At 61.8% G+C, this 26,274-nt stretch carries 24 protein-coding genes and 1 pseudogene; 10 read left to right on the top strand and 15 right to left on the bottom strand.

All coding sequences use genetic code 11. The features are described from left to right. Positions 1–491: 491 nt before the first annotated feature. A complete protein-coding gene (locus tag VGN46_RS08965) occupies positions 492–1,892 on the top strand; it encodes a GGDEF domain-containing protein (protein ID WP_331642854.1) in 1,401 nt (466 codons plus the stop codon). Between the two features lie 561 nt (positions 1,893–2,453). Here the strand turns inward: VGN46_RS08965 and VGN46_RS08970 are convergent. The 6 genes from VGN46_RS08970 to VGN46_RS08995 all read right to left on the bottom strand — a co-directional run bounded on the left by VGN46_RS08970 (position 2,454) and on the right by VGN46_RS08995 (position 6,934). After that, positions 2,454–3,485 (bottom strand): alcohol dehydrogenase, encoded by a 1,032-nt coding sequence (locus tag VGN46_RS08970; RefSeq protein ID WP_331642856.1) that lies wholly within the window; start codon positions 3,483–3,485, stop codon positions 2,454–2,456. A 28-nt stretch (positions 3,486–3,513) separates the two neighbouring features. Beyond that, the gene (locus VGN46_RS08975; protein WP_331642858.1) at positions 3,514–4,671 is read right to left on the bottom strand and encodes a flavin monoamine oxidase family protein; all 1,158 of its coding nucleotides are present in this window, start codon (positions 4,669–4,671) and stop codon (positions 3,514–3,516) included. After that, positions 4,668–5,336: a cupin domain-containing protein gene (locus VGN46_RS08980; RefSeq protein WP_331642860.1), complete on the bottom strand. Its 669-nt coding sequence runs from the start codon at positions 5,334–5,336 to the stop codon at positions 4,668–4,670. The genes VGN46_RS08975 and VGN46_RS08980 overlap by 4 nt, the downstream gene beginning before the upstream one ends. 73 nt (positions 5,337–5,409) lie before the next feature. After that, entirely contained in the window at positions 5,410–5,751 is a 342-nt protein-coding gene (locus VGN46_RS08985; protein WP_331643017.1) for a carboxymuconolactone decarboxylase family protein, read from the bottom strand. A gap of 55 nt (positions 5,752–5,806) precedes the next feature. Beyond that, positions 5,807–6,088, bottom strand: coding sequence for a hypothetical protein (locus tag VGN46_RS08990; protein ID WP_331642862.1), 282 nt, complete (start codon positions 6,086–6,088; stop codon positions 5,807–5,809). 72 nt (positions 6,089–6,160) lie between these two features. Beyond that, the gene (locus VGN46_RS08995) at positions 6,161–6,934 is read right to left on the bottom strand and encodes an SDR family oxidoreductase (protein WP_331642864.1); all 774 of its coding nucleotides are present in this window, start codon (positions 6,932–6,934) and stop codon (positions 6,161–6,163) included. A gap of 295 nt (positions 6,935–7,229) precedes the next feature. On the opposite strand from VGN46_RS08995, the gene gcvA reads away from it, so the two are divergent. Continuing rightward, positions 7,230–8,192, top strand: a complete 963-nt coding sequence (gene gcvA, locus VGN46_RS09000) for a transcriptional regulator GcvA (RefSeq protein ID WP_331642867.1) — start codon at positions 7,230–7,232, stop codon at positions 8,190–8,192. 158 nt (positions 8,193–8,350) lie between these two features. On the opposite strand, the pseudogene VGN46_RS09005 reads toward gcvA, so the two are convergent. After that, positions 8,351–8,524: pseudogene (locus tag VGN46_RS09005) on the bottom strand (alpha/beta hydrolase); the annotation flags it as partial. Beyond that, entirely contained in the window at positions 8,521–8,730 is a 210-nt protein-coding gene (locus VGN46_RS09010; protein ID WP_331642871.1) for a hypothetical protein, read from the bottom strand. The pseudogene VGN46_RS09005 and the gene VGN46_RS09010, both read right to left, overlap by 4 nt. On the opposite strand from VGN46_RS09010, the gene VGN46_RS09015 reads away from it, so the two are divergent. After that, the gene (locus VGN46_RS09015; RefSeq protein WP_331642873.1) at positions 8,731–9,036 is read left to right on the top strand and encodes a hypothetical protein; all 306 of its coding nucleotides are present in this window, start codon (positions 8,731–8,733) and stop codon (positions 9,034–9,036) included. Between the two features lie 152 nt (positions 9,037–9,188). Here the strand turns inward: VGN46_RS09015 and VGN46_RS09020 are convergent, their stop codons facing one another. Then, positions 9,189–9,569 carry a VOC family protein gene (locus tag VGN46_RS09020; protein ID WP_331642875.1) on the bottom strand — a complete coding sequence of 127 codons (381 nt, stop codon included), beginning with the start codon at positions 9,567–9,569 and terminating at the stop codon, positions 9,189–9,191. 424 nt (positions 9,570–9,993) lie between these two features. On the opposite strand from VGN46_RS09020, the gene VGN46_RS09025 reads away from it, so the two are divergent. Next, positions 9,994–10,404 (top strand): ester cyclase, encoded by a 411-nt coding sequence (locus VGN46_RS09025; RefSeq protein WP_331642877.1) that lies wholly within the window; start codon positions 9,994–9,996, stop codon positions 10,402–10,404. On the opposite strand, the gene VGN46_RS09030 is transcribed toward VGN46_RS09025, so the two are convergent. The 4 genes from VGN46_RS09030 to VGN46_RS09045 form a co-directional block, all read right to left on the bottom strand. Next, a complete protein-coding gene (locus tag VGN46_RS09030) occupies positions 10,401–11,153 on the bottom strand; it encodes a DUF72 domain-containing protein (protein ID WP_331642879.1) in 753 nt (250 codons plus the stop codon). The genes VGN46_RS09025 and VGN46_RS09030 overlap by 4 nt on opposite strands. A gap of 213 nt (positions 11,154–11,366) precedes the next feature. Continuing rightward, complete coding sequence (locus tag VGN46_RS09035; protein ID WP_331642881.1) at positions 11,367–14,414, bottom strand: efflux RND transporter permease subunit; 3,048 nt, start codon at positions 14,412–14,414, stop codon at positions 11,367–11,369. Next, positions 14,414–15,505, bottom strand: coding sequence for an efflux RND transporter periplasmic adaptor subunit (locus VGN46_RS09040; RefSeq protein ID WP_331642883.1), 1,092 nt, complete (start codon positions 15,503–15,505; stop codon positions 14,414–14,416). Before VGN46_RS09040 ends, VGN46_RS09035 begins: the two co-directional genes overlap by 1 nt. Positions 15,506–15,558: 53 nt before the next feature. After that, positions 15,559–17,049: an efflux transporter outer membrane subunit gene (locus tag VGN46_RS09045; protein WP_331642885.1), complete on the bottom strand. Its 1,491-nt coding sequence runs from the start codon at positions 17,047–17,049 to the stop codon at positions 15,559–15,561. A gap of 95 nt (positions 17,050–17,144) precedes the next feature. Here VGN46_RS09045 and VGN46_RS09050 point away from each other — a divergent pair, with 95 nt between their 5' ends. Further along, positions 17,145–17,831 (top strand): response regulator, encoded by a 687-nt coding sequence (locus tag VGN46_RS09050; protein ID WP_331642887.1) that lies wholly within the window; start codon positions 17,145–17,147, stop codon positions 17,829–17,831. Then, entirely contained in the window at positions 17,828–19,027 is a 1,200-nt protein-coding gene (locus VGN46_RS09055; RefSeq protein WP_331642889.1) for a sensor histidine kinase, read from the top strand. The genes VGN46_RS09050 and VGN46_RS09055 overlap by 4 nt, the downstream gene beginning before the upstream one ends. Here VGN46_RS09055 and VGN46_RS09060 read toward each other — a convergent pair. Further along, entirely contained in the window at positions 19,015–19,827 is an 813-nt protein-coding gene (locus VGN46_RS09060) for a MipA/OmpV family protein (RefSeq protein WP_331642891.1), read from the bottom strand. The two genes, VGN46_RS09055 and VGN46_RS09060, sit on opposite strands and share 13 nt — an antisense overlap. 119 nt (positions 19,828–19,946) lie before the next feature. Between VGN46_RS09060 and VGN46_RS09065 the strand changes: the two genes are divergently transcribed. After that, a complete protein-coding gene (locus tag VGN46_RS09065; RefSeq protein ID WP_331642893.1) occupies positions 19,947–20,228 on the top strand; it encodes a YetF domain-containing protein in 282 nt (93 codons plus the stop codon). Positions 20,229–20,230: 2 nt separating this feature from the next. Here VGN46_RS09065 and VGN46_RS09070 read toward each other — a convergent pair whose 3' ends face one another. Further along, entirely contained in the window at positions 20,231–20,482 is a 252-nt protein-coding gene (locus VGN46_RS09070; protein ID WP_331642895.1) for a hypothetical protein, read from the bottom strand. 634 nt (positions 20,483–21,116) lie between these two features. Here VGN46_RS09070 and VGN46_RS09075 point away from each other — a divergent pair. From VGN46_RS09075 to VGN46_RS09085, 3 genes are all read left to right on the top strand, one after another. Beyond that, positions 21,117–21,413, top strand: a complete 297-nt coding sequence (locus VGN46_RS09075; RefSeq protein ID WP_331642898.1) for a hypothetical protein — start codon at positions 21,117–21,119, stop codon at positions 21,411–21,413. Positions 21,414–21,500: 87 nt separating this feature from the next. Beyond that, positions 21,501–22,007 carry a DUF6496 domain-containing protein gene (locus tag VGN46_RS09080; protein ID WP_331642900.1) on the top strand — a complete coding sequence of 169 codons (507 nt, stop codon included), beginning with the start codon at positions 21,501–21,503 and terminating at the stop codon, positions 22,005–22,007. 112 nt (positions 22,008–22,119) lie between these two features. Next, complete coding sequence (locus VGN46_RS09085) at positions 22,120–25,857, top strand: hypothetical protein (protein ID WP_331642902.1); 3,738 nt, start codon at positions 22,120–22,122, stop codon at positions 25,855–25,857. Positions 25,858–26,274: the final 417 nt, after the last annotated feature.

The following is a 26,274-nucleotide window of genomic DNA, read 5'->3' on the forward strand; positions in this document are numbered from 1 at the left end:
AGGACCAGCTCGCATCAACACACCAACCTTCTTATCGATGACGAGGTCACGCGTCATGTCCTCGCGCATCGACCAGCCCACCACGCAGGTTATTGATCTTTCGACATGCAGAAAAATATGACAGCCCCGGCACATGCTCCGCAACTCATGACGGCCGACTACGCTTCCGCCGTCGTCACCGAATTCCACATGCCCTCAAGGTGCGGTCGAGGACCTGTCGGATTGAGCGATTCCGGCAGGGTTTGCCAAATACCTCCCACGACGTAGGCCGCCGTCACGGGCCACTGCCGGGCTCGTACCAGAGGTTGGATGGTGCCTACCGCCATAACTGGTCCAGTCACGGTTGGCCATGGCAGGATGTGTCCAGCGAACACGGGACGGGGGCGTTTATGGAATCCGGTTTTGGAGCGCGTCGATACATGGGGTACGCGGCGCTACTGCTCGTGTCTCCCGTCGTTCAATTTGGCTTACCGTGGGTCATCGGGCGTGAGATGCCCGAACTGGCCTACTACCTCATGCTATTGGCAGCACTCGTGGCGGGTGCAACCGCTTTGGGCTGTTCGCGCGCGCCCACCTTCGATCGACGCACCATCTTCTGTCTCGCCTTTGGCCTTGGTTTATGGGCGGTCGGCATGGGGAATGCGATTGCCAACTCGGACGCCGAACAGAACCTAATCTCGACGTACGTCTATTTCGTCAGCTACGGCCTGCCGCTTCTGTATGCTGCGGTTGCAACTCGGGACGAACCGACGACGACGTCGCGTCGTTTGGTGGACGGTGGGCTTCTCCTGCTGCTCGTGACCCTCTGCTATCTGGGTGTGCGCGACCTGCAGGACGACCACGGATTCCTGAGGGGCGAGTACGAGCCCTGGGTCGCTCTCGCGTTCGATGCAGAAAATGTACTCCTGCTCCTGGCATTTCTGGTTCGATCGCTGGCAGCGATGGATGAGCGCGAATACCGATCCTTTCGCGTCGTGACGATCTTTCTTGGTATCTACGCCTTGACCGCCGCCGTGCACAATCATATCGACCAATTCACCGAGTTGGCAGTCTTCGGAGCGATCGGCGATACGCTACCGACCCTGACCTTCACGCTTCTAATTTGTCTGCTTCATAGCAATCGACGGCCGGGTGCGTTCGAGCTGAACCATCACATTTGGGCTCGGCGCCTCGCAGCCAGCTTTGCTCCGGGCGTACTGCTGGCCGCGATATTCGCATTCAGCGTTGGAATTCGTGGGTCACAGGGCGTGCTCGGTCAAATCATGTTGGCGCTGGCCATGCTGACTTATGTGATTCGTGTGGTGCAGACCCAGTTCTGGTTCGCGGCGACACGCGACCGTCTCGCCGAGGCGCTTGCCGCCGTCGAACGCGTGTCTCTTCTAGACGAATTGACGGGTATTCCGAATCGTCGTGCGTTCGAGAGCGCCTTGGGAGAGCGGCTTCGCGAGTCCATGCGCGACCATAGGCCGATCAGTGCGCTCATGATCGACGTCGACCGATTCAAGATCTTCAATGATAGTCGTGGTCATCTGGACGGGGACGTGGCGTTGAAAGCAGTGGCCCGGCTTCTCGCAGGCACGCTGCGTCGTCCCGCGGACTTCATCGCACGCTACGGTGGAGAAGAGTTCGTAGTACTCCTGCCCAATACGGCGGAGGAAGGGGCGCAGGTTGTCGCGCGTCGCATGAACCGATCCGTATATGAGGCCGCACTGGCGTTCGACCTGGGGATCGATCAGCGAGTGACGGTGAGTATTGGCATCGCTACCACGGACGAACTCGGCGGGGCGGAACTGATTAAGCGTGCCGACGTCGCGTTGTATTGTGCGAAGGCTGGCGGCCGGAACGGCCACGCGGCGGCGGCTGATGAATGGCCTATCGCCTCATTTCCGTAAGCCTGCCGGCCTTTCACGGGATCCGCAGCCGGACTGGTGCGGGGCCTTGCTGGAACCCCTTAGAGGCCAAGTGGCTCCAGCGAGATGACCGATTTTTTTGCCTTCATTAGCGATCGTCTTCCAGACTGGTGTGTCTATGAAGCTCGACCGGTTGTAATGTTTCAAGGCGCTCGATGCTCTGACGTGATAAAGCGGAACGGCATGCGACTATTCGCCAGCTTGCCAGAACGCGTATGGCCCACTCGATGAGCGACGTCAAGCGAATGCCAAGCATGTTCGGTGCTTCGATGTGATCCAAGACGCTCAGTTATAGGCACCAGGTCGATGGTCGAAATCGAGCTTACAAGAGAGCGAGAATATATGCTTGCAATCGTGTCTTTTCGGCAAGAGTTTCAAACCACGATGCCCCACTCTCTCTGTGGCCGGAAGCCTTCGGCACCACGCACTTCCGTTCATTCAAACCGCGAGCAGTGGAAAGACAGCGCATAGACGGCATCGGCTGCCTAGACACGGTTCGAATCCGCCTAGTTCAAATGCACGTCGTTCAGCAGTGCCATTTTCCTAGGAAGCGGTCGCCGCGACGTTGAGCACCATACGAAATGCGGCGGCACCGGATTTCATACGTTGGTACGCTTCGTTCGCACGATGCAGTGGCATCACCTCGATCTTAGGACGAACGCCTGTGAGTACGCTGAAATCCAGCGTCTTCTCATTCTCATAGGGCGTGCCCGTTATAGAGCCTTGAATCGCCCGCTCGCCCACCACCAGCTGGCCGGCCGAGACGGAAAGCGGGTCCTTCCCGGCACCCAGCAGGAGGACCCTGCCCTGCGATGCCAAGCCCCCCATCACTGCCGACAACGTCGCCGGATGCCCCACGGTAGCAACGATCGCCTGGGCGCCGCCCAGATGATTGAGAATCTGCGCGACATCTTCCCGGCTCCCGTCGATGTAGCGATGTGCGCCCAGCTCGTAGGCTGCTTCGGCAACATCCGCGCCCCGGCCAATGGCGATCACCCGAAAGCCCATACGCCGGGCGTACTGAAGCGCCATGTGTCCCAGGCCACCGATCCCCAGGATGGCCACGGTGTCGCCAGCCTCGGCGCCCGACTTCTTGAGTGCATTGAAGGTAGCGATGCCTGCACACAAGATCGGCGCTGCTTCCTCGGCACTCAGTTCATCGGGGATGGATACCAGGCCGGTGGCGCGCGCAAGCATCATTTCGGCATAGCCGCCATCGCGGCTCGCACCGACGAACGGCTGGTTCTGACACAGCTGAAACTCGCCTTTGCGGCACTGGACGCACTCGTTACAGTGCCCGCCAAGGCGCCCTACCCCAACGCGCTGCCCTTCGCGCCATATCGACGGAACCTGGGCACCGCGTGCGACGATTCGGCCGACGACTTCATGGCCGGGCACCCTCGGTGGCACCAGGTTCGGATCGGCCCCTTCAATGTCGCCGATATCGGCGCCGCAGATCCCGCAGGCTTCCACTTCAATAAGCACCTCGCCCATGCCTGGCGTGGGCGTTGTTCGCGTCACTAGTTCAAGCACGCCGGGGCTGCTGACTTGCATTGCACGGTAGGTTGTTTTCACGGTCTCGTTCCTCATCAATGATGGTGTCTCACAGCGCGTGCCTCGGTCGAATCACGTGCTGAGAAAATCGATGGTCTCGTTCCAAAGCATTCACCCCCGAAGCCGCGGCCTCGATCGCACCGGCAAGGTATCCGGGGAAGCTGGTCGACCACTCGCTGGCGATGCCGGTCACTCGTTGGTGCCATGGGCCGTATGAGGCCTTGGAAGCAGGCGCGACGGCGTGGTGCCCAGCCGCGATCAAGTCGTCCGGGACGGCGGTATACGTTTCCTGAGCCCACTCCTTGAACGCTTCCATGCGTGGCGCCGCCGCCTGCGGGCCAAACAAGCGCGTTAGCTGCGCACGGCACTGCGCCTTAAGTGCGTCGCTGCCGATCGTTCTTCGCAGATGCGCCGGAACGCTCAGGAACCCGAACAAAGCCGCACTTGCGCCGGGCATCGATGCGTCGTGGATCTCGCCCAGCGGACCGGGGGCACTCCGGGCTTCGCCCGATAAACCATCCTCTCGCCAGAATGGACGGTCGTAGATGGCGATGTACTTGGCATGAGGTGCCATCCATGTCGCTGTCGACCGCCAGCTTTGTGCGAGCGTCGGCGGCAAGGGCGGATCGATCGTCAGCGAGTACTCGGCCAGCCGGGGCGGCAATGCCAGAAGCACGTGGTCGGCATGCCAAGTCGTCGTCACGCCGCCGGCATCCTCGCTATCGACTTCGACGTGTTCAGCGACGCGCCGCAAGCGCCGCACCGCCTGTCCCGTGGCAATGCGCTCAGGATCCAGCGCGCCCCGCAAGGCGTCGACCAGTGCATTCATCCCGCCGATTAATCGCATCGAAGTCGGTGAACTTGAATAGCCCTGCAGGCGCACGGGCGGCTGGTGGGGACCACGGTCCATCAGGGTGTCGCCGGTGTCGAACTGCTCGAACGAGGCGAGGTCGAGTTTCCGGATCACGCACTCCAGGTCGCGTTGGTACTGAGGCCAAAACCAGGCAGGGCCAAGGTCGAAGCGGTCGATGGCCGTCGCCGCGCTCGCACTTCCCGCAACGCCATCGATCGACGCAATGCGCCCACCCGGCGCGTCACGGGCCTCCAGGACGATGTAGTCGTAATTCTTGCTCTCAAGAAGCGAGGCGGCATACAGCCCGCTCAGTCCGGCTCCGATAATCACAACGCGTGGCGGACGGAGGTTCACGCGACGCTCTCCGCGCGAACGGGATGCGTGCGCTTCATGTATACCGTCACGCCCTCCTGTCCTGCGGCGATCCGCGTAAGCGTCCCCACGGGAAAACGTAGCCAGCTGCCCTGGGGATATGTACACGTATCCATGACCAGTTCGCCCGCCAGCACCAGCATTTCGATAGCATCGATCCGCTGGTCCATCAGGTTTTCGCACGGGGTCAAACGCTGCAGGCTCGCCTCTTCGTGCTCGCTGGCAAACAACGGGCAGATCTCGCGACCACCGTGTCGACGCCAGTTGCCCGGGTCGCGGGTATCGATGCGCACACTGGCGGTCTCGCTTGCATGCATCTGTTGCAGCTTGACGAAGAGGACCGCCCCGTCAGCGCTGGAAGGCCGGTGGCTGGAGCCCGGGGGGTTACGCAGATACCAACCCGCCGGGAAATGATCGCCATCCTCGGAAAAGGTGCCGGAAAGAACCAGGATTTCCTCGCCACCCGGATGCGGATGGGGTGGAAAATACGAGTTCGGTGCATAGCGCACGATGCTGGTGGCGCGGGCTTTCTCGGCACCGACGCGATCGAGCATGACGCGCTCAACGCCAACTTGGGGGGAAGGCACCCAGCGGTACTGGTCGCCCGCCACAGTCGCGGTGAGCGAGAAATCGGCATTGATGAGCATGTGCGTCCTTGGACCGTGACCGTCGTGGCTTGCGGACGGACCCCCTGCGGGTCCGCCTGCGCCAGTCAACCGCTTACTTGGTGGGTAGCTGCTGATAGGTCTCGATAACGCGCGCCGAGTAGGTCAGCGCGGCGCCCGCGTTCAGTGCGATCGCCACACCGAGCGCCTCGGAAATTTCCTCCAGCGTGGCACCCGCCTCTACCGCCTTCTTCGTGTGCACCGAGATGCAACCGTCACACCGCGTGGTTACCGCGACAGCGAGGGCGATCAGCTCGTGCATCTTCGGTTCGAGATGGCCGGTTTTGGCGGCAGCGTTGTCGATCGTGGCTAGACCGCGCATCACGTCCGGACTCTGCTTCGCATAATCACCGACCCGCTCGAGCAACGTCTCGCGGTAGGCGTTCCAATCTTGCATCATGACTCTTCTCCTGTACGTTGGGTGGCCGATGCCAATGGGCATACGGCACGGATTACACGACCTGATAGATACGCACGTCCGGCGCCGCTTCCAACAGCGGGCTCAGCCCACCGACGACATCGGTGTTGAAAAGCTCACTTTGCAGGTACGCGCTCGCGTTCTTCTCGGAGTCGAAGCCATGAAGCACCTGGACATCGGCGTCGCGAACCAATAGGTCCTTGGATGACGCGCCCGTCACGGTGCCAAGGAACGGACCCTTGTATTTCTGAAAGACGCCAGCGGCGGCCGGACGGTTGGCTTCGGCGATCTTGAGGGTGATTTGCAGATAAACCATGGGCTTGACTCCTTATAGGCAGGCACATTGAAATGTTTGACAACGTCGGCGTTGAGCACGCGGTGAGACGTGTTAATTGCGGCCGGCCATGACGCCACCGTCGACATCCCAGACCGCGCCGGTGACCCACCCCGCCTTGTCCGACAGCAGGAAAGCGACCACCTCAGCCACGTCCTGAGGCGTGCCCACCCGGCCAATGGGGTGGAAGCTGTTGAAGCCCTGCAACGCGGCGTGCACATCCTCCTTGGGGATGAAACCTTCATAGATCGGGGTCTGCACCACGGCGGGCGACACGGCATTGACGCGGATGCCGTGCGACGCCAGTTCCATCGCCAGGTGCTGCGTTAGCGAATGCAGGCCAGCCTTGGCCATCGAATAAGCGGACGACGGCGTGGCGGCGATGGCCTGCTTGCCCCACATGGAACCGATGTTGACGAAGGCGCCCGGCCGGCCCTTGGCGACCAGGTTCGCTGCAACCTTCTGGGTGATAAAGAAGAATGCCTTGTTCAACTTCATGTACTGGTCGTAGTCCGCACCCGAGTGGTCCAGGAACGGTTTCGGAAAAAACACACCGGCGGCGTTGACCAAGAGGTCGACGTCCGGGTGCTCTTCATCGATCCTCTTGAGCAGCGCGGCCAGGTCCGACTCGCTGGACAGGTCGGCGGTCAATGTCGACACCTGGCCAAGGGCAGCCAGCTCCCGGTGTGCTTCCTCCGTCTTGTCCGGCCGGTGACCGACGATGACCGCGCTGCCGCCTTCGGCTAGCACCATCCGGGCTGATGCCAGCCCCATACCACTGGTGCCGCCAACAACCAGAACCTTCTTGCCGTGGAATTGCTTGCTCATACTGGGAGCCTCTATAGATGAAGCCCTGCCCCAAGGACAGGGTCGTAATGAATGGAAATCGCCGTTACAGCAATACAGCTAAGGCCCTCTTCGATGAGCGAGACCTGCGACGTGCTTAGGCGCCGAATCTGACGACGGACGGGAGCCGACAAGGCTCCAGCATAAGAAGCCCGGGGATACCCGACGGCGCAGTGCGCCCTCTGTCCGATGCTCCAACAGACGCTATTTTTCGCCGCTTCGCCTGACCGGGCAAACGAGATAAAGTGTCAGTACCTGAAAGAAAATCTTTATCGCGATGAAATCACCCGTCCACCTCAATGCCCTGCGCGCGTTTGAGTCCAGCGCACGTCACCAGAGCTTTTCGGCCGCGGCCCTCGAGTTGAACGTCACGCCGGCTGCCGTGGGTCAACTAGTCCGGACACTGGAGGATTGGTTGGGCACCCCGTTGTTCCTTCGCGGCCGAAGCGGGCGGGCTCGCCTCGTGCCGACGGAGGCGGCGGAACGCGCCTTACCGGACATTCGGGCCGGACTCGATCGACTCGCCCTCGGCATCGAACGGCTCCGCGAGGGCTCCCTTAGCGGCATCCTGACGGTCACGGTCAGTCCGGCGTTTGCCGCAAAGTGGTTGCTCCCGCGGATCGACCGATTCCAGGCCGCGTGGCCGGATACCGACGTGCGCCTGGATACAAACCACAAGTCCGTGGACTTCGTGACGCAGCGAATCGATATCGGGGTCCGTTACGGCGCAGGGAGATGGCCCGGCCTGACGGCGGAAAAACTGATGGATGAAGAGGTCTACCCGGTGTGTTCACCGGACCTATTGCGCGAACATGAGCGGTTGCGCCAACCAGGGGATCTCACGCGGGAGACCTTGATACACGACCTATCCATGGATGGTCACGCGGGATTTCCAACGTGGGAATCATGGATGACGCATGCTGGCGTGCCGGATGCGGTACTCACGCGCGGCATGCGCATCAACAATTCCGCGGCAGTGCTGCAGGCAGCGGTGGAAGGCCACGGTGTTGCATTGGCACGCAGCGTCATGGCGCGGAGCGATCTGAAAAGCGGCCGGTTGGTGCGGCTTTTCCCGGACGTCCATGTGCTGTCCGGCCTCGCGTACTACGTGGTGTATCGTCCGGAATGCGAAAACCTGCCGCGACTGAAGGCGTTCCGCGAGTGGATATTCGCTGAAGCGCACAGAGACAGCGAAGACCACGCCATGCCATCGATACCGCCGCCAAACGAAGGCCTATGACGCAGCGTCCCCGACAAGTACGCTTAGACGCGGTAAGCAAGCACGAGCCAAATGGCTACTCTGGTGGCGCCGCCCATTGCGGCACCTAGATGATCCCGACCCGGTCCCCAAGACTCGGGAGACCGGGTTCGGATCACCTGCTGCTCTTCGGTGCGCGATTAGCTGCGGATGAAATCGAGCGGATCGGCGTTGAGCACATCGGCATTGACCGTCAGCATGCCGTGCGAATAGCCGGAGTAAACTTTCAGCGTGGCGTGCGACAGCAGCTTCGCCTGCAGCTCAGCGGCATTCTTGTACGGTACGACCTGGTCGTCGTCACCGTGCGCAGCTAGTCCAGCAGCGTGTCGTTCTCGCCGGCCTCCTCCGCCAGCCACGGTAGTTCGCGTCGCAATTGCTGATCCAGACTGATCTGGCGGCCACTGGGGATAGCCCGAAACCGATCCAACGCCACGATGATGTCACCGGCGTAGGTGTCGAGGTTGTCGGCGAGCAGGCGCAGGGCATAGTCACCCTCCATGCGTCGGTTGAGCTCATCCAAATGGTCGAAAGCCATGTCCTGATGGCGCAAGAGCTCCCTGCCCTACTCTTGCAACGCTTGAATGTCTTCGGTGAGCTCCTCCGACATGGCCGCGGCGTAGTGCAGCGCATCGGCCAGATCGTCTGGATCGCCACGTTCGAGAAATTGCAACGAGGCATTTCGGACGCTGCGCATGTTCCGCAATCGCGAGCGACGTCTGGGCTGTTCAATATCAGCCAGGGCGCCGGCGACCAACTCGCCGGCGCACGTGAAGCGAAGGGCCGGACGCAGGTCGACAAAATAGCATTCGAGCCATCCCATCGCTGAGCAAAAGACGTGACAGCGCGCCTACCGCCTCCTCCTGCTCGCGCTTGGTCGTCGGCCGAGTGACAGAGGCGTCGGAATCGGTATCGTCCGTGGCATGGGCTGTTCTTCGCGGAAAACGAATGCAGACATGCCCCCGTCACCAACGACCTATCTCATCGGTAGTTCGAGATTTCGATGAGGTTTGCATCGGGGTCGCGAATATAAACCGATCGAATGGGACCGGTCGCACCGGTCCGATCAATGGGGCCTTCCTCGATCGAAACCCCCAGCTCGCGCAGCTCATCGACCACGTCCTGAAGAGGCGTAGTCGTGATCAGGCAAAGATCAATCGCACCCGGAGTGGGCGACTTAGCCTTGGGCTTGAACTCCTTCCCGCGCTGGTGAAGGTTGAACTTCTGCCGACCGAAGGTCAGCGCCTTGCGGCCCTCACCGAAGGTGACGACGTTGAAACCCAGGGTGCGGGTGTAAAAGCCGACCGTGGAGTCGATGTCGGCGACGGTCAGGACTAAGTGATCAAGTCGGTCGATATGCATGGAAAGAATGTACCTCTGATGTGGGTGAGAGGCTACCGCCTTAAGGGGCCAGGCTAGAACGGGGGTACATACTCGTTGCGCTGAGCTTCGACCAACCTGAGGCGCTACTGGACAAGAAAGGGCTCGCCGATGAGGATTCGATCAGACTCTTTGGACAATGGGGCACCCCATCCGTCGTACGCCACACGAAAGAGCGAAGCTATGCATTGCATGAAGCCGGACACGGCGAGTAATGTTTGCCGTTCGACTGCCATTGAAGACTGCCATTGAAATGGTGGCAGCGAGAATGGCGTCTTCCCGGGGATCCATCCGGCAATCTAGCGCTCTTGCCTCGTCGAAGATTAGTCGCTACCGGTCGGGGGACTGCAACTTTACTATTCGTGCCATCGCCATGTGCCCGCAGGCTGACTGAGGATACCATCTCATGACCCTAGATGATCTTGCGCCCATCTACCGTGACTACATCGCCTGCCTGAACGCTCGGGACTGGGAGAACCTGGGCCGGTTCGTACACGCCGATGTTCGTCACAACGGCATCGCACTCGGCCTGGATGGATACCAGTGCATGCTCGAAAACGACGTCGAGCAGATACCCGACCTCTTCTTCGAGGTCCGGATCCTCGCCGTCACAGAACCCCATGTCGCGGCCAGGCTGTGGTTCGATGTCGCGCCAAAGGGCGAATTCCTAGGCCTTCCCGTCAACGGGCGGAAGGTGGGATTTGCGGAGAACGTCTTCTACGCATTCCGGGACGACCGCATTCAAGAGGTGTGGTCGATCATCGACAAAGCCGCCATTGAAGAGCAGCTTGCACGGGTCGTGCTGAGCGAGCGCTAAGCGAACCGATCCATCAAGCTCATGGCGTTCGGCATGGCCTCGCCCCGCGCTGTGTTGTCGAAAATGCACCAGACATCCTGCTTTTTCGCTAGCGCGGCACGTACGCGCGCGGCGATGCCGTCCAGGAATGCGTCGTCGTAAGCCGAGTAGTAAATGTCGGGACTGCCGTGCAGGCGTAAGTAGAGAAGATCCGGGTCGCCGTCGCATACCGCATTAGCGACAGGTGAAGGGTCCGCGTTCACGCAGGCGATGTCGGCAATCTTCAAGATGGCACTACCCAAAGGAGTGAACCACGTTGGGTGGCGGGGTTCGCAAGCGACAGGCGACGGCGTGCGCTTGCGCAGCAGCGTGAAGAACGCGCTGGCATCGCTTTCGTCGAGCGCAAGGCTGGGCGGTAATTGAACGAGGACGCAACCCAGCTTGTTCCCGAGCGACGCGATCTCGCCGAGGAAGGCATCCAGGGGCCCTTGGCAGGCCCGCAAGCGCAACTCGTGAGTAATGGTGCGCGGCATCTTCACACTGAAGCGAAACGACTCGGGCACGCTCCGCGCCCAGTGCTCATAGGTATTCGGCTGGTGCGACCGATAGAAAGACGTGTTGATCTCCACGCACGGAAGCACTTGCGCGTAACGCTCCAGGTGGCTGCCTTCCGTGACGAAGTGGTTGGCTATCCTGGAGGGGATCGACCAGCCGGCACAGCCTACGCGGATCGAGAGTACTGCGTGGCCAGGGCGGGTTCGTTCAGTCATGAGGCAAGGACGGGCTCCGCGTTCATCGGTCGACGCTGCCCGTATACCTTCGCGCATGTGTACGAATCGAGATGCACGTGAATAATTAGTCGAATCGTCGTGCACCGCGGTGCACGACGCCTTTCAAAGCGACCGACGGTTGAACGTGGGGGATAGCGAACATGTGGGTCTGGGTCAGGGCGTTCCTTGCGGCATCAAAGATCGACACCGCCTTCAAGATGCGTCGTGCTCCCGGAACAGTGCGTCATAAAGCACCGGAATGAGTCCGAGCGTGATCAGCGTACCCAGCAGCAGCCCGCCAATGAGCGTGATCGTCATGCCCGTCCAAAGCGGCCCGGCGAACAGCATCAGTGGAATCAGTCCGACAATACACGTCAGTTTGGTCATGACGATGGGGCGCAATCGCTTCACCGCCGCCTCGACGACCGCTTCGTGATGGTGGCGGCCTTCGGCGATCTCCGCCTCGATCCTTTCCAGCAGTAACACGGCGTTATTGACGATGATTCCTGCCAGCGACAGTAAACCGAACGTGGCCATGAAACCGAACGGGTAGCCGGTCACCACCAGGGCGAGAGTTGCTCCAATGAGAATGAAGGGAATGCTCGCAAGGATGATGAAGACCTTGCGGAATGAGTTGAACTGCCAGACGAACAGCAACAGCATGCCGCCCATGGCCAAGGGCATGTACCGGGTGAGGACGGCATTGGTTTCGGCGGAATCCTCGATTTCGCCTCCGAGCGTGATGGCATATCCCGGCGGGAGATCGAGCCGGCTTATGCGCGGTGCAAGCGTCGCGGCCACTTCTTCGGCGGTCATGGTGGGATTGCGCGCGGTGACGGTGACCGATCTCGTCAGGTTCCGTCGCTGAAGCACGCCTGGCTCGGAGTCCAGCGTGACCGTGGCCAAGGACGAGAGCGACACCGGTGTGCCTTGGGCGGGATAGATCAAGGTATCGCCGAGGTCGGCCGCCGGCGCACGTTCGACGACGGCGCCCCGGATCACCACCGGCACGGGTGTCCCATGGTCGTCGATCGCGGTGGTCTCGGCCCCGCTGAAGCGCATGTGCAGCGCTTTCATGACGTCGTCGCGCGTCAGGCCCTCGGCATGAAGCTTTCGTTGATCGATGTCGACTCGGTACCGCGGCACGCGCGGCCCCCAACTGTCGACGACATCGACCGTGCCGGGCAACGCCCGCAACGCGGCGGCGACCCTGGCACTGATGGCCCGAAGCTGGGCTTCGTCCGGTCCGCTGATCCGGTAGACGGCGGCACCTGACTCCGTGGACCCCAACGAAAAACGCTTGGGTTCGGCATATGCCTGAGGGTATCGCTGGGACAGATACGATCTGGCGCGCGTGATGACGGTGTCGATGTCCGTGCTCGCTTTCACCGATACGGTGAAGTAGCCGATGTTGGCGCCTGGCAGCGGTGGATTCAGGCCGAGCACGATGCGCGGCCCCCCATCGGCAACGTATCCGATGCTGCTTTCGATCTCGGGATTGGCTTTCTTGTCTGCCAACCACACGCTTATCCGTCGCACGGTATCCAGGGTCTCGCGGGCGTCCGTGCCGGTTTGCAAGGTCAATGGAATCTGGAATTGCAGTCGGTCGGATTTGGGGAGGAAATCGTAAGGAAGACGCGAAAGCGTCCAGCTGGCGACACCCAGGCAAAGGAGCATGACGCCCATGTAAAGCGCCTTGTGCGCAAGCACCCATCCGATGGCGCGCCGGTAGGCTCGATAGAACCGCGACTCGTGCTGGTCATCGATCTGCTCGTCCAGGTGCACACGGGCGAAGTAGAAGCACAACAGCGGTGTCACCGTGAGGCCCAGTACCCATGATCCCAGGAGGGTCACCGCCAGCACCACGGCCAGCGAGCGCATGTATTCGTTCGTGCTCGTATGACCGAGGAAGAACGGAGAGAAAGCGAACACGATGACCAGGGTCGACACGAGGAGGGGAATCGCCAGCGTGCGTCCGGCCTCGATGCACGCCAGCCGTCGTTCCTCGCCCGCCTTCAACCGTCGCTCGATGTCCTCGGCGATCACGATTCCGTTGTCCACCAGCAGGCCCAGGGCGAGGATGATCGCCGCCATCGACACCATCTGCAGCTCGATGTCGAACATGCGCATGATCAACAGCGAACTCAGGATGGTCAGGGGCACGATGGAGCCCACCACCAGGCCCATGCGCCACCCGAGGAAGAGCATGACCACGGCCATCACGATGACGATGGTCTCGCCCATGACGTGGTGCATCTTGCTCATTTGCCGGGCGACGACATCGGCCTGGAACGTCACGATGTGGGCCTGGAATCCCGCTGGCAGTTGTCGTGCCGCCTGGTCGATGCGTTTTTTCAGCGCCTTGCCGAACGTGGCGATATCCAGGCCATCCCCCATGGAGACGGAGACGACCACGGCAGACTGTCCCTGGTAAATGGCCGCCGCCTGGGGCGGATCTTCCGGCATGGCCTGCACCGTGGCGACATCACCGAGCGGCACGTCGGTGGGGCCTCCCTCGCGGGGCACCGAGAGCAGGAATTGTCGAAGATCGTCCACCGAACGAATCCTTCCTCCGACGCTGACCGATAGCGCGAGCCCCGACACCGTGGGCTCGCCCGCGGAGGCGAAGGCATTCTGGGCGGCCAACTGTTGGGCGGCAGCGGCGGGGCTCAGTCCGAGGGCGGCCAGCTTCGTCCGGTCGAACTGTACGTAAAGCCGGGTGTCTTGCAGGCCATAGAAGCTCACGCGCTCGACACCATCGAGACCATATAACGCGGCGCGGAACCGTTTGAGTGGCTCGCGTATCTGGGCCGGGGAAAAACCGGGAGCGGTCACGGCGATCGAGGCAACCGATACGCTTCCGAAATCATCATCCAGGAAAGGTCCCACGGCGCCGGCGGGATAGCCTTGGCTCACTTCGGTGAGTTTCGACCTGACCTTTTGCCACAAGGCATCCAGGTCGGTGACGCGGTCGTAAGCGGTGAGTTGGATCACCACGGAGCCAGGCCGCACATTGCTGACGATCGTCTTCAGGCCGTCCAGTTCGCGTAGCCGTTCCTCCGCCGGCTTGGCCAGAACGTCCTCGACCTCGTCGGCCGGCATGCCGGGATGGCTGATGGAGACGATGGCGTCGCGCACGGTGACCGAGGGCTCTTCCTGCGAGGGGAAGTGCAGGAACGTCCACGTCCCGGCCACGAGGATGAGTGCGGCGATAAAGAGGGTCAGGCGGTTGGCCTGGAGCGCCGATCGGGTCAGGAACATCAGTGATTCTCCAGTCCGCTGTCGCCATCGAACTCGCGTACGGCCTGGCCATCGGTCAGGAATGCGGTACCCGCCGCCACGACGCGCTCGCCTGCCGACAGCCCTGTGCCGATCACGGCGCGGTCGCCGTTGGTGGCCACCACGGTGACGGGCCGGTGCACGACCTGTCCGTGCGCGACGTCGAAGACGAAGACGGCCGCATTCCCGGCTGGAGTTCCCGGAACCATGGCGGTCAGGGGAATCGCCACGTAACTCGCGCTCGCCGATTTCCCGGCCAGCCTCAGTTGTACCCATTGGCCGGGCGACAACCGTCCCGGCGCAGCCACGACGCGAAAAATGCCTTCGGTTATCGCGCCGCGCTCCAGGTGTGTGGACAGGTGGCTCAAGCGCACGGATACCGCCGTGGCATCAGGGCCGACGAGCTGCGCGGTGTCGCCGACGGTGAGGCCAGACACGAGCGCCGCGGGCAAGGAGGCGACCACCTCGAGTTCGCCCTCGCCTTCCACGGCGAGCACCGCTTGACCGGCCGACAGGTCGCTTCCGGGCTCGGCCATGCGGGTAACGACCGTTCCTGCGAACGGTGCGAGGATGCGGCTGCGTTCCAGGTCGCGTTGCGCAAGCTCGACGGCGGCGTCCGCCGCGGCTGCTTTGCCACGCGCCACCTGATCGGCGGCGCGTGCCTGGGTGAGACTCGATTGCGACGCGGCTCCATCATCGAACAGTGCCGTTTGTTGACGCAGCTGCTCGGCACGTTCGAGAGATTCGCCATGGGCCGCCAATGCTTCCGAACGCGCTTGCGTGAGACGGAGACGCGCAGGCACCGGATCGAGCGTGGCCAGCACCTGCCCCGCCACGAATCGATCGCCGGGATGTACGGCCATGGAGGTCACCCTACCTGCCATGTCAAAGCTCAGCGTCGCGCGTTGTGCCTGACGCACCTGCCCGAGCACCGATGCGATGGCACCTGGCGCCGGTGCCACCTCCGCCAGCAGCACCGAGCGTTCGGTGGGCCGTTGCCTCGGTGGCTTGTCGCAGGCACTGAGCAGGCAAACGGCGACCAGGCTGGTAGCCGCAAGAAGGGAACGCATCATGAACCAGACTCCGGATGGAAGAAGAAAGCAGGCGAAGGGAGCGGAACCGCGCCCTATCCGCGCGCTGGGTCCGCAGGGGGATGCGAAGGCAAGACGACGCCGTAAAAAACCCGGAAGACGGCCAGCCTGCTCAGCGCTTGATCGCGCTGCGCCGAGAGGCAGTCCATCTGGACCTGGGCGGCATCGATGCTGCGGGCGAGCAACCCGGAAGGGTCTTCGAGGCCCTCGGCGTGTCGGGCAAGAGCCTTCTCCAGGCGCTCGGCGTCCGCGCGACACATCGGTTGCATCCGGCTCATGCGCGCGGTGGCCGATTCCCGTTCGTCCAGCGCATCGGCCACCTCACGGAAAGCGTGTTGCACCGTCGACTCATAATCGGCGACCGCAGAATGCTTACGCGCCTTGGCGAGATCCAGGTCCGCACGGCGCGCCCCGCCGTCGAACAAGGGAAGGTTCAGTTGGGGAAGAAAGGTCCATCCCCCGGTGTTCGCACTGAACAGGTGATCCAGGTCCGACGAAACGTGTCCCACGGATGAGGACAACTGGATCGACGGGAAGAATGCCGCGCGTGCGGCACCGATGTTCGCATTCGCCGCGCGCAGGCGCTCTTCCGCGCGTACGACATCCGGCCGTGACAGGAGCACATCCGAGTGCAACGAGGCCAGCCGCTCGGACATGGTGTCGGTCCTGCCCAGTGAGCCCAGGTCGGATGCCGGCGATGCCAACCGGTAACCACCGAGCGATTGCAGATAGCGCAGCGTCTCGGCCTGCTTGCGATCGGCCTCCATGCGCGCGAGGTGGACCTTCATCGCCTGGTCGCGTCGAACCTGCAGATCGTCAACCGAGAACGTGCCGACGGACCGCTGCTTTTCCGCGTTGGCCAGGAGCGCATCCGCCGCCTGATCGGCGTATCGAAGCTTGGCGTCGATCTCCGCGGCGGCCCGCTCATTGACATAGGCACCGAGGACCTCGGCAATCAGCGCGCCGCGTGCCTCGACCTGCCCTGCCTGGCTGCCCAGGTATTCATGCGCGGTCGCTTCCGAGAGGGAGTTCAATCGCCCGAAGAAGTCCAGTTCATCATGCAGGTCGAGCGTTGCCGAGGTGAAATCACGCCCCAACAGCGCCTGGGCGCCGGGATCGTCCAGATGCACGCGGTCGCGTTGAGCAACGGCACCCACCTGGGGGAAAAGTGACGACCGCGCGGATGCCGCTTGCGCACGAGCTTGCGCCACCTCATTGGCGATTTTGCGCATGTCGGGATTGCCGGCCAAGGCAATGGCGACGATGCGCGCGCCCTCTCCATCGGGCGAGAACGAGGCGATGAACCGTGCTTCGTCAGGCGTGAGCATGGTGTCCGGTGGCACCTCTCCGGCGCCAGCGGCCGCGGGCGCACGATACGCGTTGAAGGTCGGCGGGATGGCAGCGACGGGCCGCTCGTAGGTGGGCTCCAGGGAGCAGGCCGAGAGGCATGCACAAGCCAGCGCCACGAGAACCAGGGGAACCGAATGGGGCCAGAACAGGCGGTCGACAGGTTGGCGGTGGCGCACAGGATAGCCCTTGAATGATAAGCTGCGCGCATTGTTGTCGAGCTTTCTGAAGGCTTCATCGGCCTTTCTTCAAGATATGATCAAGGGAGCCTTCCATGCGCCGACGCGTGCTCGTCGTCGAAGATGATGCCGATAGCGCAAGCATCCTCCAGGCCTACCTCGAAAAGGACGGATTCGACGTCCATATCGCTTCGGATGGTCGAAAGGGCATCGATGCCCACGCCCAATGGAAGCCGGACATCGTGCTGCTGGACATCATGCTGCCCGAGGTGAGTGGCACGGATGTGCTCAGCACGATCCGCCGTACCAGCCAGACGCCCGTCCTCATGCTTACCGCCCTTGGCGATGAGCCGGACAAGATCGGAGCGCTGCGTTACGGCGCGGATGACTACATCGTCAAACCGTACAGTCCGAGGGAAGTCGTGGCTCGCGTACACGCCGTGCTGCGACGCGCCGTTCCGCCGTCGTCCTCGGGCACCACCTTCAGCGATGGTCCGTTGGTCGTGGATATGCAGGCCGTGACGGCCGTCGTGGACCACCCGGTGCGCGGCAAGGTGACACTGGACCTCACCCCCACTGAATTCGGTATTCTCGCCCTGCTGGTCAAGACGCCGTTCAAGGCGTTCACCCGCGTCGAATTACTGGAAGCCTGCCTGCCCGACAGCGATGCGCTGGAGCGAGTGGTCGACACCCACGTGCACAACCTGCGCCGAAAGCTGGAAGCGGTGGACGTGCGCGGCGTCCTGGTGACGGTCCGGTCGGTCGGATACCGGTACCGATGACGCACGAGCCGCAGCGGCGGTCGGGGCGCCCTCGTTCCCTGTGGCGCTGGGTGGCCGTGCGCATGAGCATGCTCGCCGTGGGGGTCGTGCTCCTTATCGCACTGCTGATGTGGCTGCGCTTTGCCATGGAGGCGTATGCCATCGAGCGGAGAATCCCACCGGAGACGCTGGCGAAAATCGCGCAGTTGAGCAAGTCGCCGGAAGAGAACGATCAGGCGTTGTGGGGATACCTGCGCCAGTACTACAAGGTGCAGGATCTCGTGCCTGGCCTCGTCGGTACGGATTGGCTGATTTTCTACGGCCTGGTGCTTGCCTCGATTCCGCTCATCGTCGTGCTGGGCTTCGTCGCTTCGCGTCCCCTGTCGCGCCAGTTCTCGATCGTCGCCGCCACGGCGCGCCGTGTCACCGGCGGCGACTTCTCGGCACGCGCCGAGCTGGTTCCGGGCGCACCGCTGGAGTTGAATCGACTGGCGGAAGACTTCAATGCGATGTGCGAAAAGCTTTCCCGCTACGAGCGGGAGGTGCTCGAGTCCAGCGCCATCCTGGCGCACGAACTGCGCACGCCCCTGAACGCCGCGATGGGCCGCGTCCAGGGCATTCTCGACGGGGTGTTCGCGCCGGAAGCCGCGCAGCTCACGCTCATCCATCGACAACTCACCCAGCTCAACCGGCTGGTCTCCGATCTCCACTTCCTGTCGATGGCCAGGGCTGGCGAACTTCGGCTGGTGCACGAGCCTTTCGACATCACCGAACTCATGATCGAGCGGATGACTTGGTCATCGCTCGCCCTGGAGGAAGCCGGCATGATGGCGACACTGGATGCGGCCCCGGCCATCCAGTGGCATGGCGACCGGGGCCGCATCGGGCAGGTCATTTCCGTGTTGATCGAGAATGCGCTTCGCTACGCCGCCGTGGGAAAGGAGCTGCTGCTCTGCCTGCGTCGCACTGAGGACGCGCTCACGATCGACGTGCAGGATCGTGGTCCTGGCATCACCCCCGACGATCTTCCACGCGCGTTCGACCGTTTCTGGCGGGCCGAGCACTCACGCGGTCGTCATTCAGGAGGTAGCGGCCTGGGCTTGGCGATCGCGAACGTGATCGTCGAGGCGCACGGGGGCTCGATGGCGATTCACAACCGGGACGGCGGCGGGCTGGTCGTGAGCCTGACCCTGCCGCCCACGCATCAGAGGGAGTAGTTCACCGCCAGCGCCGTCCCCAGGGCGGTATGCCGCTTGACGATGGGGCTGTCGCCCGCCTCGTTCATGTAATGCGTGCCGCGTAACACGATGCTGCTGGACCAATGCGGGCTGTAGACATGCGTCCAGGTTGCACTCGCTGAATACGCGTAGAGGCCGGAGGCCGCTTTGTAAGCGGCAAAGCCACTTTTGGCATCCTGCGCCGGCGTCACGCCGAAATACGCGCGATTGAACGCGGCGTTTCCCGCATGCAGGTCCGCGTTCACGGTCACGATGTCCGTCTCTTCCTGCACGAGCCCCAGTTCGACACCCGCGCGGTACCGACCGCGGTGCGTTCCATCCTTGAGCGAGTATTCGGCTTCCACACTGGCCGACAGGATGGAATTGAACCGTTGGGCGACCGTCGTGCGGCTCACGACCGCCCCCGTAACGTCGCCCATTCCCCTGAGGGTGCGCGAGCCGGGGCGCAGATTGCTGTCCCGGTCCACGCGGCCGAAGTCATAGTGAAAGGCCTCGCTGGCCGAGAAGCCACTTTCGCTTTGGTATTGGGCACCCACGCCACGCAGCGAATCGATGAACCAAGGACCCTTCTGGACCGAGATCAATGGCACGGCCTGGACGAAGGTCTTGTCCGAGCCTGCATATCGGGGGGCGGTGATGGCGGCGACGCCGAAGGACGCTTGCAGGGCGCCGGCGGCAGGAGCGGTCGGTGACTCGTCAGCGCGGGCGGTAGAAACCATCGCGAAGAGGCAAGCGACGCCGGCGGCGCGAGCGGAACGGGAATGAAGATATCGTTGCATGGGGACCTGGCTATGGGACGGAGGCTGGTGTGGCGGGACATACGTTAGAACCGCCATCTCAAGGTGGCATCCACGCTTCTTCAAGATTTGATGGAGATGACATTGGCGAGGACCAAGGGATGCTGGGCCCGTTTCTCGGCGTCGCAGGCATTCAGGTGACGGACAAAGCTATAGCCTGGGCGTCCGCCAGAGCGCCGTGGTTCAATCGGGTCATGGAAGGGTTTCCTACCCTGCTGGTGCGGGAGGGACAACGCGACCGCGCCGCGATGCGCAGCCAAAGCCTGACCGATCCCGCCTTGGACCGAGCGCTACATGCAGCCGGCCTTGAGTACGAACGGGAGGTAGTCATCGGGCGCCTTGAGCCCAACGGCAAAATCACTCTGGTGCGGCGCGCGCGCTGACGCTATCCGCGCAGGAAGCCCAGCAGCTCGTTGGCTTCCTCCTCCGTCTCCGCATCAGCCTCGACCAAAAACACAACGCGGCCTTGGGTGGTCAGGTCCTTCAAGACGGTAGGCCCCTCGTGCCAGCCGTCGCCTTCCACTTGCCCGCCCAGGGTCAAGAATCCGCTTTCGACCGAGCCCACTGTGAAGCCGCCGGCACGCTCGATAAGCGCCATGCGCAACTCATCGTGGAACCACAATACTTTTCCAAGCATGCGCACCAACCCATCGCTGCCGGTGGGGAATCCGGTGTCCCTTTCTATTTCGGCGTGCGCTGTCCAATATTGAATCAGCCGCCCTCACATTGGTGAAGACGCTGTCGGGCAGAGCGGTGGCGCTATGCCCGCGCAGGACCTGTGCTTAACTCGCGTAGGGCCGCGAGCACGGCGCCACTGCCCATGGGCTTTTCGAGCCGCGGCACATGCGCGTAAGCGGCGGGGATGTGCTCGGCGGTGAATGCCGTCACGAACACGCAAGGGACGCCTCGTTCCTCAAGGGCCTCAAAAATGCCGTAGGAGGTCTGCCCGTGTACATCGATATCCAGCAACGCGCCGTCCAAATCGCCCCCCCCTCAAGGCCGCTGCGGCGTCCGCTAGATTGGACACCGGGCCGCACACTTCCGCGCCTTGGGAAGCCAAGAGGTCCGCCAGCGCGCTGGCAATCAAATAGTCGTCTTCGAGGACAAAATAGCGGCGACCGACCAAAGCTGGGTTCTGCATCGGATATCGCTCCTGAGATGAGCGGATTGCCAGTCTGTCCCACTGAGCCGCTTGGCGTGTAAGCATCGGGTGATGGGACGGCACAAACTGCGCTAACCGACCAGTTTTGCCATACTTTTTGGGGACACACATGCGCGACACTGCACGCATGGCCGAAAACGATGCCCACATCACCGTGCTCACCCTCCAAGATGAAGGAGACGCCCTGCGCGAGGCTCTGCTGAGCCACGACCTCACGGAGGTCCGGTTTCGTGCTCGAGAAATGGCGCGCCTGGCCCTCGTCCTTGGTCTTACATCCGTTCAACGGGCAGCGACGCAGGTCATAGACCAGATGGGCCCCGAAGGTTCTTCGCCGCGATGGGGGTACGGAGCCGCCATCTTCGCGCTTTCCGATGCACTCCACGCTGTGGAACGACCGCAGTTCTGATGGCCACGGCACACGCGCGTCACACGGTGGCGCAGTAGGCTGCGCGCTGAATCATAGGTCCACCCACTCGCCGCAGGAGAATCTGCCATGCCCGAAAAAAAGACCATCGCGAAAGCGGCCAAAGACAAGCGTGAAGGCAAATCAGCCTCGACGCAAGCTGGTGAGTTCGTGCACGAACAAATCGAACACATCCGCAAAGGAAAGCACGGCGCTCGCTCGACGAAACAAGCCATCGCCATAGGCCTGTCCGAGGCGCGCCGGGCTGGCGTGAAAGCCAAACCATCCAAAACGGCGAGCAAGTCGACAAAGAAGAAGGCGGCCCAGGACACAGCTGCTGCCAAGAAACGCTCATTGGGAGCCGCCACCAAGAAGTCGGCCGCACGCAAACGAGCAAGCACGAAGGCGCTCAAGCGGGAGGGCGCCGCCGCAGCATCCAAGCGTGCGTTGTCGGCTCACGCGAAGAAGAGTGCGGCCAAGCGCACGTCGGCGAGCAAGTCCGCAGCGGCGAAGAGGGCCGCAAAGACGAAAGGTCCGGCGGTACGGAAGGCTGCGGCAAAGAAAGCTGCGCGGACGCGCGCCAAAAAAGCGTCCTAGCCGCGATCTGAGTCAGGCTGATACCCGCGATAACACCGACTAATCGCCCTGTGCAGCCGTCCGCTTTCGGCCGGCGAATTTTACGGCATTCGAACACAGAAGGTGGAAAAGAATGGCCAAGAAGTATTCGAAGAAGAAAGTGGCGCGTCACAAGTGCCGTCGTCAGCCCCTGGCTACACCCCGCATCTCCCCAGCGAAGGAATCATACGATGCTGCTCAGTCGGCACTAGAGACCCTCTTCACCGGCTTCCATGCCCGCGAAGTGTATGTCGCGCTACTGGCGTCCGATCTGTGGCCACTCAATATCGCGGCACGCGTCAAGCACATCTTCGCCTATGCCCTGTTGGCCTCGATCCCTCCGGAACACTTTACCGGTGACCGAAACATCGACAGCCATGTCGACCTGATGCAATTCCTCGACGAGATGTATGGACTCCTACCTGAGTTCCCTACGTTGGAGGATTACACCCCTGAGCGCGACTGGGGTGAAATCAAGTCGGTCGTGGACGGCATGCCAGTCAAAGTGTTTTATGGCGGAACGGTGGAGCGCATCACTGACTTCATCGATGCGTTCCGCCTGGCGTATCCGGCCAACAGTGCGGCAGTTCGTGACGTGAACAGCGCCCTGATGCTGCAGGACGCTCTGCTGTCGATGATTGATGATCCGGCGCTGGCAGAGCCGGGCATGGCGCGACGCGGTGATCTGCATGTGCCCAGCGACTCTTTTTGGGGACAGTGTCACGCAGCGTTGCCCGTGCTGGCGCGCACGATGGCCGCCTTTCCTTTCACTGCGGACCTGACGGTGCCCTTGGGGACTCCGGCACTCAAGAAACGTATGATCCCCTTCGGGGAGGCCTTCCTAAGCGGTGAGGGGCTGCCCTATGTTCTGCTGGATATCCATGGTGAAACGTTGCCTCTGTCGCCGCGTGACGCGGTTAGTACAGCCATGCACCATTGGGAACGTCGCGCATTAGCAGACCCTCGCACCCAAGAGCGATGCGTCTCGGCCAACCTGGCAGCGTTCGTACAAGGGCGGATACGTCATGCAGCCCCTGGACCCTACCGCATCGCGCTCCGAGATGGATCCAGGCAGTTCGTAGAGGTATCAACGGCCTTTCGTCACGAAGACATGCTCTGGTTGGTTGTGGTGCTGAGTTCGGATCGAGTTCCAGGTGCAGCGAAAATCGAACAAACACTCCGAGCGTTGTTTGCCAAAGACCATTCGATCATCGCCATGGATCTGGCCGACAGGGAGCTTGTGGTACTGGCCGATGCCACGCGCGATGCCGTCGAGGTCAGCTTCATTGTGGTGACGGCCGAAGCGGCAATTGATCCTGCACCGATATCTCATCCACCAGCCACCGTACGCCTCTACTTTTTACCGGACTTCGTTTCCATCATCCAGGCGGCCGAAGGGTTGGAAGAGCTGATGGCGTACTTTCGTTTCGTTGACCAGCACCAGAGTCAGCTCCTGGTTCCATTTAGCGGTCCCGTGGATCAGTTTGCCGCGTTCCGGCAGTCACACGGCACGCTTATCGAGGGAGCCGTCACGCCTAACATGATTTTTCTGGACCCACACTGGGGGTCGAATTGGCGCTTTGAGGAACAAGCGAAATTTTGGCGATCGGCTCCCGCGCACTTCCCGGATGACGACCCAACCACCTGGCTGGTGGAGCCATCCAGCGATGGAGCCGGCTTGCTCTGTCTCAAGGCGCGAGCGGCATGGGATTTGGATTGGGTCGCAGACCTGCCGATTACTAGCGTGCATTTCATGCTGAATGCCTACGCGCAGGATCTGCCATTAGAGGATGGTCGCCTGCTCGAAACATTTATCCATATGCTGGCCGATGCGATGGTTCAGCGCCGCACCCTGCTTCCACCTCAGCTATTCCGAGCGCGTGTAGTTACGAGGTGTCTCGCTGATGAGGCCACACTACCCTCTCAAAGGGCTGACGACGAAACACTGCATGACAAGCCAGTTCTGTGTGAGTGGGAGGTTCTACAGGACACGCCGGAATCGCTAGTCATACAAGTTCGCGTGAATCTTGCGTGCGTGAGGCACGGCCTTCAAGATGCACATGACGCACGCTTCGAAGCGGAAGGTGTGGCTGCCTGGATCGTCGGCCTTGCATCGCTGATTGGCATCGCTGTGACAGAGAGCGAAATCCAGAGGATTCGGGAGTCCGGCAAGCGACCGCCTCGATTCACCACAAAGGCGGTGAACCGCCCCGTGGACCTTCCCGATCATGTCGATCCGGTGCTGCCGACGCCAGCTCAGTTCAAGGCTGCACGACGCGAATTGGCCATCATCATCCGGGCATCTGGAGCTGCGCCGGGGCGTTTCGAGTTGTCCGAGGCCAAGGCGATCATCGACCCGGCCCGTCAGGCCTACCGAGCTCGGATTCACCAATCGATCAGTCGGCTGGCCCGAACGCCCGTGCTGCTATTTGCAATAGAACAGTTCGATGCGCTCGTAGCCAACTATGACCGCCAGATTTTTCGCATCAGGATGAGCCTATCGCACGAGGTCGACTTCGACCGCGAGCACGATCTCGCCGAGGCTCACGCGAAGTTCGTTTCTAATGTTCGGAACTATCGGTATTTGCTCGAAGTGGCGCTTTCGTCACCGCCTGGCGGTGACTTGATACCGTCATCCGAGTCAATAGCGGAACTAGTCGCCGAGATTGATTGGCTCATGGTGCTCGATGGAGCGAGCGACACGCTTCATAACGCAATCGATGTCGGAGGGATCGATCTCAGTGACTCGTTCGTGCCCGAGGTGTTCTACGCGAGCGATGGGCATGAACGCTTTGGTCGAGAAATGGCGACCGATTTGCTGGGGGGCGGCGACGTGGACGATGCAGTCTCGTCGCTATCTGAACTGGAGGTCATTCAGCTGAATGAAGCGATGCAGCGAGACACTGGCTTCAAGCTGACGCACCTGCTCCAGACTCTGGAACTACTCTATCGCTGGCCGTCCGTGCACGAACGACCGGACGACGTGCACTTGTCCTATCAGGCTACGCCGGTCTCCCTGATCGCCAAACTGACCGAGATGTTCCATGACATCGATTCCTCGGAAGCCGAGCGTTTAGTTAAATTCTTAACACTCGCGCCGGAGCGCGTGCGTGTGCTTGCCGGTCGCGAAACCGCCGAGCAAGACGTACCAATATGGGAACACCGCAAGCGCGACCATCGCTATTCGATCCGGCCGTTGATCGCATTGGAGGACGGCCGACTTGCCTGGGGTGCTGGTGCAGCCTATCGCGCGCGTGGCATCTGGGGCGGTTCACTTTCTGATGGCTATCCACCGGCCGAACTGCCTTGGCCCCACGTGGATTCTGTTGCACTCGCCATCAAGCGACGTATCGAAAAGGAGCTCGAAACACGGGCATTCACGATCATGCAACGGCATGCCACCTATGTGCTATCGGGCGTCAACTTCAAGAAGCGGTTCCCAAAGGAGGGCTACAGCGACGTGGGCGACTTCGACGTCCTGGCGTACTGGCCTGAGCAGAACCTTTGGGTGACGGTGGAGTGCAAATACAACAAGCCGGCCTATTGCCTGAAAGATGCGCGACGGTTGCGGGACTACATCTTCGGTGAACATAAGGGGGAGGGGCATGTGGGCAAGGTTGAGCGGCGGCACGCCTTCCTTGTCGAACATATGGAACGATTGCGGGCGCTGTTGAGTTGGCCAACTCCGGGGCCGGCTCAACCCGTCGTTCGCGATTTGTATGTCGGCCCACGCATCTTCTACTGGATGCGTGATCCGCCCTATCCTGTCGACCTGCAGTTCATACGTCTTGGCCTGCTCGATAGCTGGCTGACATCCGTGTTTGACGATTGATTATGCCGTTTGTCACCGGACTGATTCAAATCTACCGCTCCTCGCCGCGCCCCCGCACTCGCTTGCGAACGGAACGGACATGCGAGCAATCCAGTAGTTCTTGGGTCACCGCAGCCTGAAGGCCACTATGATTACCTTTAGGGCTACCTCGGGCGCGCGCCTCGGCATGTCGCTACGGCGCCAATTTCTAAGGATGAACGCTTCCTCGGACACTGTCCGCATTGGATGAGAAACAGACGCCCACCCTAGCCCCGATAACCATCCCTAATCACGATTGCCGTGTTCAAAGACGTGTAATTTTCCGCCGTGCCTCTGCGGCTCGCACTAGGTGAAGTTTTTAGTTCAGCGAAGGTGGAATGAAGACGAACCGTCTTTCGGCGTGCTGCATGACCGGACGGGGGACGGCCCGACGGCCTC

It is taken from the genome of Luteibacter sp., from assembly GCF_036500425.1.
GTDB lineage: Bacteria > Pseudomonadota > Gammaproteobacteria > Xanthomonadales > Rhodanobacteraceae > Luteibacter.

Coding starts and splice junctions, on each gene's coding strand:
- VGN46_RS08965 (WP_331642854.1), top strand. CDS start 492: ATGCCCGAACTGGCCTACTACCTCATGCTATTGGCAGCACTCGTGGCG.
- VGN46_RS08980 (WP_331642860.1), bottom strand. CDS start 5,336: ATGCTCATCAATGCCGATTTCTCGCTCACCGCGACTGTGGCGGGCGAC.
- VGN46_RS08985 (WP_331643017.1), bottom strand. CDS start 5,751: ATGCAAGATTGGAACGCCTACCGCGAGACGTTGCTCGAGCGGGTCGGT.
- VGN46_RS08990 (WP_331642862.1), bottom strand. CDS start 6,088: ATGGTTTATCTGCAAATCACCCTCAAGATCGCCGAAGCCAACCGTCCG.
- VGN46_RS08995 (WP_331642864.1), bottom strand. CDS start 6,934: ATGAGCAAGCAATTCCACGGCAAGAAGGTTCTGGTTGTTGGCGGCACC.
- gcvA (WP_331642867.1), top strand. CDS start 7,230: ATGAAATCACCCGTCCACCTCAATGCCCTGCGCGCGTTTGAGTCCAGC.
- VGN46_RS09015 (WP_331642873.1), top strand. CDS start 8,731: ATGGTCGAAAGCCATGTCCTGATGGCGCAAGAGCTCCCTGCCCTACTC.
- VGN46_RS09020 (WP_331642875.1), bottom strand. CDS start 9,569: ATGCATATCGACCGACTTGATCACTTAGTCCTGACCGTCGCCGACATC.
- VGN46_RS09025 (WP_331642877.1), top strand. CDS start 9,994: ATGACCCTAGATGATCTTGCGCCCATCTACCGTGACTACATCGCCTGC.
- VGN46_RS09030 (WP_331642879.1), bottom strand. CDS start 11,153: ATGACTGAACGAACCCGCCCTGGCCACGCAGTACTCTCGATCCGCGTA.
- VGN46_RS09035 (WP_331642881.1), bottom strand. CDS start 14,414: ATGTTCCTGACCCGATCGGCGCTCCAGGCCAACCGCCTGACCCTCTTT.
- VGN46_RS09040 (WP_331642883.1), bottom strand. CDS start 15,505: ATGATGCGTTCCCTTCTTGCGGCTACCAGCCTGGTCGCCGTTTGCCTG.
- VGN46_RS09050 (WP_331642887.1), top strand. CDS start 17,145: ATGCGCCGACGCGTGCTCGTCGTCGAAGATGATGCCGATAGCGCAAGC.
- VGN46_RS09055 (WP_331642889.1), top strand. CDS start 17,828: ATGACGCACGAGCCGCAGCGGCGGTCGGGGCGCCCTCGTTCCCTGTGG.
- VGN46_RS09060 (WP_331642891.1), bottom strand. CDS start 19,827: ATGCAACGATATCTTCATTCCCGTTCCGCTCGCGCCGCCGGCGTCGCT.
- VGN46_RS09065 (WP_331642893.1), top strand. CDS start 19,947: ATGCTGGGCCCGTTTCTCGGCGTCGCAGGCATTCAGGTGACGGACAAA.
- VGN46_RS09070 (WP_331642895.1), bottom strand. CDS start 20,482: ATGCTTGGAAAAGTATTGTGGTTCCACGATGAGTTGCGCATGGCGCTT.
- VGN46_RS09075 (WP_331642898.1), top strand. CDS start 21,117: ATGCGCGACACTGCACGCATGGCCGAAAACGATGCCCACATCACCGTG.
- VGN46_RS09080 (WP_331642900.1), top strand. CDS start 21,501: ATGCCCGAAAAAAAGACCATCGCGAAAGCGGCCAAAGACAAGCGTGAA.
- VGN46_RS09085 (WP_331642902.1), top strand. CDS start 22,120: ATGGCCAAGAAGTATTCGAAGAAGAAAGTGGCGCGTCACAAGTGCCGT.